The 9,701-nt window shown below is 71.1% G+C and carries 9 protein-coding genes and 1 pseudogene; 8 read left to right on the top strand and 2 right to left on the bottom strand.

Features of this window, described 5'->3' with window-relative positions:
• From EEJ42_RS38205 to thpD, 5 genes are all read left to right on the top strand, one after another.
• The coding region (locus EEJ42_RS38205) for a hypothetical protein (RefSeq protein ID WP_123106763.1) at window positions 1–615 on the top strand (615 nt) is incomplete at its 5' end.
• 370 nt (window positions 616–985) lie between these two features.
• Window positions 986–1,534, top strand: coding sequence for a diaminobutyrate acetyltransferase (ectA, locus tag EEJ42_RS38200; RefSeq protein WP_123106761.1), 549 nt, complete (start codon window positions 986–988; stop codon window positions 1,532–1,534).
• Window positions 1,535–1,665: 131 nt separating this feature from the next.
• Complete coding sequence (gene ectB, locus EEJ42_RS38195) at window positions 1,666–2,928, top strand: diaminobutyrate--2-oxoglutarate transaminase (protein WP_123106760.1); 1,263 nt, start codon at window positions 1,666–1,668, stop codon at window positions 2,926–2,928.
• Between the two features lie 40 nt (window positions 2,929–2,968).
• Window positions 2,969–3,373, top strand: a complete 405-nt coding sequence (locus tag EEJ42_RS38190; protein WP_009718913.1) for an ectoine synthase — start codon at window positions 2,969–2,971, stop codon at window positions 3,371–3,373.
• A gap of 4 nt (window positions 3,374–3,377) precedes the next feature.
• The gene (gene thpD / locus EEJ42_RS38185; protein ID WP_123106759.1) at window positions 3,378–4,265 is read left to right on the top strand and encodes an ectoine hydroxylase; all 888 of its coding nucleotides are present in this window, start codon (window positions 3,378–3,380) and stop codon (window positions 4,263–4,265) included.
• Between the two features lie 101 nt (window positions 4,266–4,366).
• Here thpD and EEJ42_RS38180 read toward each other — a convergent pair whose 3' ends face one another.
• Together EEJ42_RS38180 and EEJ42_RS38175 are read right to left on the bottom strand one after the other, a co-directional pair.
• Complete coding sequence (locus EEJ42_RS38180; RefSeq protein WP_123106758.1) at window positions 4,367–5,410, bottom strand: aminotransferase class V-fold PLP-dependent enzyme; 1,044 nt, start codon at window positions 5,408–5,410, stop codon at window positions 4,367–4,369.
• Between the two features lie 194 nt (window positions 5,411–5,604).
• Window positions 5,605–7,185: an aldehyde dehydrogenase (NADP(+)) gene (locus tag EEJ42_RS38175; protein ID WP_123106762.1), complete on the bottom strand. Its 1,581-nt coding sequence runs from the start codon at window positions 7,183–7,185 to the stop codon at window positions 5,605–5,607.
• Window positions 7,186–7,271: 86 nt separating this feature from the next.
• Here EEJ42_RS38175 and EEJ42_RS38170 point away from each other — a divergent pair, with 86 nt between their 5' ends.
• The 3 genes and pseudogenes from EEJ42_RS38170 to EEJ42_RS38160 all read left to right on the top strand — a co-directional run.
• Window positions 7,272–8,042, top strand: coding sequence for an IclR family transcriptional regulator (locus EEJ42_RS38170; protein ID WP_009718909.1), 771 nt, complete (start codon window positions 7,272–7,274; stop codon window positions 8,040–8,042).
• 108 nt (window positions 8,043–8,150) lie between these two features.
• The gene (locus EEJ42_RS38165) at window positions 8,151–9,170 is read left to right on the top strand and encodes a hypothetical protein (protein ID WP_123106757.1); all 1,020 of its coding nucleotides are present in this window, start codon (window positions 8,151–8,153) and stop codon (window positions 9,168–9,170) included.
• Window positions 9,167–9,701, top strand: a pseudogene (locus EEJ42_RS38160) (histidine kinase); the annotation flags it as partial. The gene EEJ42_RS38165 and the pseudogene EEJ42_RS38160, both read left to right, overlap by 4 nt.

Raw genomic sequence — 9,701 nt, 5'->3', positions numbered from 1 at the left:
GTCGTGGGCCCGGCCGCGGGGCTGGCCGCGGCGGTCGCGGCCGCCGGGATCGCGGTGGTGACCACCGACACCGCCGACGGGCCGCAGACGGTACGGACGTCGAGCGAACCGGCCGGGCCGCCCGCGGGCGAGGGCGGCGACACGGCACGCAGGCCGGGCGGCGGCGCGGGGGACGGGGCTGGTCGGCACACGCCGAGCGCCTTTCCCACCTCGGTCGGTCCAAACCATCTCGCCGATCCGGCGGTGCGCTCGCGGGGGGCGATCAACCCCAATTCCAACCCGTACTGGGCGCAGAGTGACGTCACGCTCACCAACAGCAAGCCGCTGACGTCGCTGACGGTGGAGCTGCGGGTCGCCGAGAACGGCGGGGTGCACACCACGGGGTCCTGGAGCACCCTGCCCGCGGACGACCTGGCCGTCTCGGTGCGCTCCGAGGGCGGGGTGCTGGTCTACCGCTGGACGCTCCGGAAGGGGGCCACGGCGCCGGCCGGGCGCCATGTCTTCGCGGGGCAGTACAACCACGCCGAGGGCAGCCGGGACGCCGGACGGGACCACTACTCCGCCTCCGGCAACGGCCCCTCCGGCGCGTTCGCCATCCGCGGCGACTTTCAGTGAGTTCGGAGGTAAGTTCCGTGCGAGAAGCGATGCGCCAAGCCCGGTGGAGTGAATTCCGGAAGACCGGAAGACAAATTCGGGGCGTTTTTCATGCACATCTTCCTAACTCGTCTTCCCGCTCTTCCGATCTCTAAACGCACTTTTTTTAGTGGCCCAGGACACGGTAATTCGGTGCCATCACACCCCCGTTACGCACATGTGACACACTCCACACGCCGACCGTTTCGACCCGCTAACTCCCCCACAAAATAGCGCTTTTCAACGATCTGCCGCGCGTACGCGCGCACTCGCGTGTTACCACACCGACCCCCGTCTACGTAACCCCTCTCCTCGATGCATTTTTAGATCCTGCTGGGTAAATTGAATTCGCATGACCGCCGCACAAGCAGACCGAGTAGGCGCCCGTAGCGAATTGGATTTGCCACAGGGGCTGACCCTCGACACACCACGCGTCGAGGACGGAGCCGCGCTCTGGCGAATCGCCCGCGACTCCAAGACTCTGGACCTCAACTCCTCCTACAGCTACCTGTTGTGGTGCCGCGACTTCGCCGCCACCTCCGTGGTGGCGCGCGAGGCCGAGGGCGGACCGGTCGGCTTCATCACCGGCTACACCCGCCCCGACCGGCCCGAGACCCTGGTGGTCTGGCAGGTCGCCGTCGATCAGGCGTGGCGCGGTCGCGGACTGGCCGCCACCCTGCTGGACGGGCTGACGGCGCGCGTCGCCGCGACGGGCATCCGGGGCATCGAGACCACGATCACCCCGGACAACACCGCGTCGAACCGGCTGTTCACGTCCTTCGCCGAGCGGCACGGCGCGCCCGTCGAGCACGAGGTGCTCTTCGACGGCGGCCTGTTCCCGGACGGAGGTCACGAGCCCGAGGTGCTCTACCGCATCGGTCCGCTCGCGGACCGCGGCTGAGCCCGGGGCAACGGCACCCGAGGTCATCCCCGATTTCTGCCCCCGATCCCCCGTACAGCGACCCCCTGAACACCCCGAGGGCGCACGCCCTCACCTCCTCACCCCTCGCACTCATCTCCCAGGAGAATGCTGTGACCATCACCCCGCCCGCCCTGAGCGTCTTCGAGGCCCTGGAGTCGGAGGTGCGCAGCTACTGCCGCGGTTGGCCTGCCGTCTTCGACCGCGCGCAGGGCAGCCACATGTACGACGAGGACGGCCACACCTACCTCGACTTCTTCGCCGGAGCCGGGTCACTCAACTACGGCCACAACAACCCGGTCCTGAAACGGGCCCTGATCGACTACATCGAGCGTGACGGCGTCACGCACGGTCTCGACATGTCCACCACGGCCAAGCGCGCGTTCCTGGAGTCGTTCCAGAACAACATCCTGCGGCCGCGTGACCTGCCGTACAAGGTCATGTTCCCGGGCCCGACGGGCACCAACGCGGTCGAGGCCGCGCTGAAGCTCGCCCGTAAGGTCAAGGGGCGCGAGTCGATCGTCTCGTTCACCAACGCCTTCCACGGCATGTCGCTGGGCTCGCTCGCCGTCACCGGCAACGCCTTCAAGCGGGCCGGCGCCGGTATCCCGCTGGTCCACGGCACCCCGATGCCGTTCGACAACTACTTCGACGGCGCGGTCGAGGACTTCCTGTGGTTCGAGCGGCTGCTCGAGGACCAGGGCTCCGGCCTCAACAAGCCCGCCGCCGTGATCGTCGAGACCGTACAGGGCGAGGGCGGCATCAACGTCGCGCGCGCCGAGTGGCTGCGCGCCCTGGCCGACCTGTGCGAACGCCAGGACATGCTGCTGATCGTCGACGACATCCAGATGGGCTGCGGCCGCACCGGTGCCTTCTTCTCCTTCGAGGAGGCGGGCATCACCCCGGACATCGTCACGGTCTCCAAGTCGATCAGCGGTTACGGCCTGCCGCTGGCGCTCACCCTCTTCAAGCCGGAGCTGGACATCTGGGAGCCTGGTGAGCACAACGGCACGTTCCGTGGCAACAACCCCGCGTTCGTGACCGCCGCCGCGACCCTGGACACCTACTGGGCCGACGGCCAGATGGAGAAGCAGACCCTGGCCCGCGGCGAGCAGGTCGAGCAGGGGCTCCGCGCCATCTGCGAGGAGGGCTCCGGCATCTCCTACCGCGGCCGTGGCCTGGTCTGGGGCATGGAGTTCGAGGACAAGCCGCGCGCCTCGGCCGTCTGCAAGCGCGCCTTCGAGCTCGGCCTGCTGGTCGAGACCTCCGGCCCGGAGAGCGAGGTCGTCAAGCTGCTGCCGGCACTGACGATGACGCCCGAAGAGCTGGACGAGGGTCTGCGGATCCTCGCCCGGGCGGTCCGCGAGACCGCTTGACAACCCACGTAACGGAACAGCAGAAAGGTAGCGACTCACCGTGATCGTCCGATCCTTCAAGGACATCGAGGGCACCGAAAGGCATGTAAAGGCCAAGTCGGGCACCTGGGAGAGCAAGCGCATCGTGCTCGCGAAGGAGAAGGTGGGCTTCTCGCTTCACGAGACCACGCTCTACGCGGGCACCGAGACGTCCATGTGGTACGCCAACCACATCGAGGCGGTCCTCTGCGTCGAGGGCGAGGCCGAGCTCACCAACGACGAGAACGGTGAGAAGCACATCATCACACCCGGCACCATGTACCTGCTGGACGGACACGAGAAGCACACGATGCGCATCAAAAAGGACTTTCGGTGCGTTTGTGTCTTCAACCCGCCGATCACCGGACGGGAGGACCATGATGAGAACGGGGTATACCCCCTGATCACCGAGACCGAGGAGGCATGATCCGATGACCACGGTCACTGACCTGTACCCGACCCGCGGTCCCATCGAGGTGGCCACGCCCCGCGTGGACCCCGTCGTGTGGTCCGACCCCGGGGCCGAGGGTCCTCTGCAAGCGTCCGAGCTGAGCGATTTCGATCGCGATGGCTTTCTGGCGATCGATCAGCTCATCACTCCGGACGAGGTCGCGGTCTACCGCGCCGAGCTGGACCGGCTGATCGTCGACCCGGACGTGCGCGCCGACGAGCGCTCGATCATCGAGCCGAAGTCGCAGGACGTACGGTCGGTGTTCGAGGTGCACCGGATCAGCGAGGTCTTCGCCAACCTGGTGCGCGACCCGCGTGTGGTGGGTCGCGCACGGCAGATCCTCGGCTCGGACGTCTACGTCCACCAGAGCCGGATCAACGTCAAGCCGGGTTTCGGGGCCTCGGGCTTCTACTGGCACTCGGACTTCGAGACCTGGCACGCCGAGGACGGGCTGCCGAACATGCGGACCGTGTCGCTCTCGCTCGCCCTGACCGAGAACTACGACACCAACGGCGGCCTCATGATCATGCCGGGGTCGCACCGCACCTTCCTCGGCTGCGCGGGCCAGACACCGAAGGACAATTACAAGAAGTCCCTCCAGATGCAGGACGCCGGGATTCCGTCCGACGAGGCACTCAGCGGCTTCGCCGACAAGCACGGCATCAAGCTGTTCACCGGCAAGCCCGGTTCGGCGACCTGGTTCGACTGCAACTGCATGCACGGCTCGGGCGACAACATCACGCCCTACTCGCGCAGCAACGTCTTCATCGTGTTCAACAGCGTGGAGAACACGGCGGTGGAGCCGTTCGCGGCGCCCGTGCGGCGGCCGGAGTTCATCGGCGCGCGGGACTTCACACCGGTGCGGTGAACCACCGGTTCACGCCGGTGCGGTGAACCACCGGCCCCCTTGACCGTGGATGGCCAGGGGGAGGGCGGCACACGCCCTCCCCCTGGCCATCCGCGTTGCCGCTACGCGAGGGCCTCCAACAGGCGGTCCACGTCGGCGGGGGTGTTGTACAGGTGGAAGGCGGCGCGCAGGTTCCCGGCGCGGGCCGAGACCCGCACGCCGGCCTTGGCCAGCCGGGGCGCCGCCTCGCCGAGCCCCGGTACGGAGACGATCGCCGAGCCGGGGGCGGGCACGCAGGAGTGCCCCAGGGCGGTGATCCCGGCGCGGAAGCGGTCGGCGAGCGCCCGGTCGTGGGCGCGTACGGCCTCGGTGCCCAGCTCGTGGAGCAGGGCGAGCGAGTGCCGGGCCGCGGCGTACGAGAGCAGGGCCGGGCTCTCGTCGTAGCGCCGGGCCGAACGGGCCAGCTCGGCCACCGGCCCGTAGCAGCTGTCCCACGGATTCTCCCCCGCCACCCAGCCCGCGAAGACCGGGGTCAGACCGCCCAGGTCCTCGGGCACGGTGAGGAAGGCGGTGCCGTGCGGGGACAGCAGCCATTTGTAGCCGACGGCCACGGTGAAGTCGGCGGCCCCGGCGCTCACCGGCAGCCAGCCGACGGCCTGGCTGAAGTCGATCAGAGTGCGCGCCCCGTGCGCCCGGGCGGCGTCCCGGATCGCGTCGAGGTCGGCGATCCGTCCGTCCGCCGACTGGACGGCGCTCACCGCGATCAGCGCGGTTTCCGGACGTACCGCCTCCGCCAGCTCCTCCAGCGGTGCGGTGCGCAGCTTGAGGTCGCGGCGTACGGCGAAGGGGTTGACCAGGGAGCTGAAGTCGCCCTCGGCGGTGAGGACTTCGGCGCCGGACGGCAGCGAGGTGGCGATCAGTCCGGCGTACACGACGACCGAGCCGCCCGTCGCGACCCGCCGCGCCGGCACGCCGACCAGCCGGGCGTAGGCGGCGCGGGTCTCCTCGACCGCCTCGAAGGCCACATCGGTGGAGCGGCCGCCGGCGGCCGCGTCGTCGAGGGCCGCCTTCATGGCGGCCACGGAGCGTGCGGGGATCAGACCGCTGGAGGCGGTGTTGAGATACGTCGTCTGTGGCGCGAACTCGGCGCCCGCCAGGCTCTCCATGTCCAACCACTATGGGACGGGCCCACCCCGGCGTCCATCGCACATCTCTGTAGCGTTCCCGCCACGGATGCTTACGCATCCCCTCCGACCTGCGCCGATGACCGCTCAGGAACGCGGCGCGCCCGGAACGCGAGACGGCCGCCGGGCGGGCGGGTCAGGTCCGCGCGCCCGACGGCCGTGCCGTCACCGGGGTGTCAGCCCTGCTGTTCCCGGATGCCGTTCACCCGGCGGGGCAGCCCGAGCGGGTTGTCGTCGCGCAGCTCCGGCGGGAGCAGCGCGGGCGGGGTGTCCTGGTAGCTGACCGGTCGCAGCCAACGCTCGATGGCGGTGCCGCCGACCGAGGTGGAGGTGGAGGTGGTCGCCGGGTACGGGCCGCCGTGGTGCTGGGCGGGGGCGACGGCGACACCGGTCGGCCAGCCGTTGACCAGGACCCGGCCCGCGAGCGGGGTCAGCTCGGCGATCAGCTCACCGGCCCGGCCCTCGGTGCCCTCGGCCTCGGCGGCGGAGATCTGGACGGTGGCGGTCAGGTTGCCCTGGAGGCGGCCGAGGACGGCGGAGATCTCCGCGTCGTTCTCGTACCGGGCGACGACGGTCACCGGGCCGAAGCACTCCTCCAGCAGCACATCGTGCGGGCCCTCCTCGGCGAGGCGCCGGGCCGGGACGGTGAGGAAGCCGGGGCTGACGCTGTGCTCGCCGCCGGAACCGGGGGTCACCGGGGCCTCGACGTCCGCCAGCTCGGCGCGCTCCTTGACCCCGGCCACGAAGTTGTCCCGCATGCGGTGGTCGAGCAGCACCCCGGCGTCGGTGTTGCTGACGGCCTCGGTGAGCGACTTGACCAGCGCGTCCCCGGCCGAGCCCGCGGGCGCCAGCACGAAGCCGGGCTTGGTGCAGAACTGGCCCACGCCCAGCGTCATCGAGCCGCTGAGCCCGGAGCCGATCTGCTCGCCGCGCTCGGCGGCGGCGGCCTCGGTGACCACGACCGGGTTGAGGCTGCCCAGTTCGCCGTGGAAGGGGATCGGCACCGGCCGGGCGGCCGCGGCGTCGTACAGGGCGCGGCCGCCGCGGATCGAACCGGTGAAGCCCGCGGCGGCGACCAGCGGGTGCTTGATGAGTTCGAGGCCCGCGTCGAAGCCGTGCACCACGGAAATCACGTCGGCGGGCAGCCCGACCTGTTCGGCGGCCCGGCGCAGCGCGGAGGCGGCCACCTCGGAGGTCGCGGGGTGGTCGGGGTGGGCCTTGACGACGACCGGGCAGCCCGCGGCGAGGGCGCTGGCGGTGTCGCCGCCGGGCACGGAGAAGGCCAGCGGGAAGTTGCTGGCGGCGTAGACGGCGACGACGCCGAGCGGCAGCTTGTAGCGGCGCAGATCGGGCCACGGCGGGGTCTGGGTGGCGTCGGCGTGGTCGACGTGGACGTCGAGGAAGGCGCCCTCGTCCACGATCGTCGCGAAGGAGCGGAGCTGGTAGCTGGTACGGGCCAGCTCGCCGGTGAGCCGGGCCGGGCCGAGTGCGGTCTCGGCGTCGGCGGCCTCGACCAGCGTGTCGCGGGCCTCGTCGAGCAGATCGGCGGCGGTGCGCAGGAAGGCGGCGCGCACCGTACGGTCGGCCAGGGCGCCGCGTGCGGCGTCGGCCGCCCGCACGACCTTGTCGACCTCCTCCGCCGTGGCTTCGACCGCTACCTGCTCGCGCTGCTTTCCGGTTCGGGGGTCGACGCTCCACACTGGTGCTGACACCGCGGATTCCTCCTGCTGTGTTACCGCTGCTTGCGTCTCGCACATCGACGGGTGTTCGATATGCTGAACGCTGTCCCGGTTGATGAATTCCATCGGGACTCTATGGCTGGTCGAACAGAGGGGTCAAGGCGATGACAGCTGCCGAGACGGGCGGGGCCCAGGTCAAGTCGGCGGTCCGCACGGTCGAACTGCTGGAGTTCTTCGCCGGACGGCCCGGGATGCACAGCCTGGCCTCCGTGCAGGAGGCCGTAGGCTACCCCAAGTCGAGCCTGTACATGCTGCTGCGCACCCTGGTCGAGCTGGGCTGGGTGGAGACGGACGCGACCGGCACCCGGTACGGCATCGGGGTGCGGGCGCTGCTCGTCGGCACGTCCTACATCGACGGCGACGAGGTCGTGGCCGCAGCCCGGCCCACCCTGGACCGGCTCTCGGACGACACCACCGAGACCATCCACCTCGCCCGGCTCGACGGCACCAACGTGGTCTACCTCGCCACCCGCCAGTCGCAGCACTATCTGCGCCCCTTCACCCGCGTCGGCCGCCGCCTCCCGGCCCACTCCACCTCGCTGGGCAAGGCGCTGCTGGCCACGTACACCGACGAGCAGGTGCGCAAGCTGCTGCCGGAGACGCTGAGCCCGCTCACCGAGCACACGATCACCGACCGCGAGAAGCTGATCGAGGAGCTGCACCTCATCCGCGAGCAGGGGTACGCGGTGGACCGCGAGGAGAACACCCTGGGACTGCGCTGCTTCGGCATCGCCATCCCCTACCGCACCCCGTCGCGGGACGCCATCAGCTGCTCGGTGCCGGTGGCCCGGCTGACCGGGGCCCATGAGCAGATGATCAAGGACGCGCTGTTCGACGCCCGCGACCGCCTCACGCTCGCCACGCGCCGACTCTGATCCGAAGGCCGCGGGTCGCGGGGAGGACGGCGGCCTCCGCCGCACGGCGGAGGCCGATCGCCGGACAGGGCGAGGTGCGGAGCCGGACGCTCCGCAAGGCTGGTGTACATGACACAGCCCCACGCCACCACCGCTCCCCGCCGGGCGCTGCGCGCCGTCGCCGTCCTCGCCTGCCTCCCCTACATCGGCCTCAAGGTCGCCTGGATCGCGGGGAGTTACGTCGGCATCCCCGAGGGCAGCGATCTGCGCAATCCCGAGGAACGCCCCGTCATGCTCGCCTTCAACGGGCTCTCCGTCCTCATGGACGCCGCCGTCGTCGTCCTCGCCCTCCTCCTCACCCGCCCCTGGGGCAGGCGGGTCCCGGCCTGGCTGCTGGCGCTGCCCGTGTGGTGCGCCTGCGGGCTGCTCGCGCCGATCATGACCGGCTTCCCGGCCCAGCTGATCGTCACCGCGCTGGACCACGGCACCGGGGCGGGCACGGCCGCCGACGACAGCCGGTTCCTCGCCGACTGGGTCTTCGGCCTCGTCTACGGCGGGTTCATCGTGCAGGGCCTCGCCCTCGGCGCCCTCTTCGTGCTGTACGCCCGGGACCGCTGGGGCCATCTGTGGCGCGGCCGGATCGCCGATCTGCCCGTCGACAGCCCCACCCGCGGCGCCCAGCGCCTCACCGCCGTGGTCGCCACGGTGCTCGCCGTGCTGCCCGCCGCGACCCATGCGCTGTGGGCGGGCGGTTCGACGGCCGGGCTGTCCGCGGCGCGGGCCGCGGAGCGGACGGGCGACTTCTACGTCCTGGAGGCGATGTACGTCGTCTTCGCGCTCGCCACCGCCGCCGGTGCGCTGACGCTCGCCTTCCGCTCCGGCCACCGCCTCCGGCTGGGCGTCCCGCTGGGCCTGGCCTGGGTCGGGTCGGGGGCGCTGGCCTGCTGGGGCGGCTGGCTCATGCTGACCGGCCTGACCTCGGGGAACAGCGCCAAGGCGCCGAGCGCGGTGATGAACATGACCTACGCTGTGCAGATGATCGTGGGCTTGCTGGTCCTCACGGCCGGTGCGTACTTCTTCGGCGAGCGGGGTGCGCAGGCGTCCAAGGCCCCGGTTTCCCCCCGCACGCTGGAGCTGCGGCCCCTGTGACCCCCCTCCCCTGGCGACGATGGACCCGCGCGGTACTCGGGCGACGAGCCCTGCTGCGCTGGGTCCATCTGGTGCTCGGCGGCGCGCTGTTGATGCCGTACTTCCTCCTCACCACGGTGATCCTCGGGTCGGTCGTCCGCAGCGACGACCTCCTCACCTCCCTGCCCTGGCAGTTGCTCGCCTTCGCCGCGGCCCTCCCGCTCGCCGCGCTGACCGCGCTCTTCCCCCTCGTACGCCCCCTGGAAGCCATGGCCGCGCGGGCGCTGTGCGGGCTGCCGGAGTCCGCCGAACTCGCCGCCGGGCCCGCCGCCTCCTGGGACGCCCGCCGGCGCACCGCCCTCTGGTACGCGCTGCACCTGGCGGTCGGCGGGGTGGTCAGCGGGCTCACCCTCGCCGTGCCGCCCGCCGCGGTGCTGCTGATGGCGCTGCCGGTGACGGGGACGTCGTACGGGGCGGACCTGGGCCGGCCGGGCGCCTTCGACGGGGGCCGCGCCGTGCTGGCGCCCGCCGCCGGGGCGCTGCTGCTGGCGG

It is taken from the genome of Streptomyces botrytidirepellens, assembly GCF_003721215.1.
Classification (GTDB): Bacteria; Actinomycetota; Actinomycetes; order Streptomycetales; family Streptomycetaceae; genus Streptomyces; species Streptomyces himastatinicus.
This window is presented reverse-complemented; position numbering and strand designations above follow the sequence as displayed.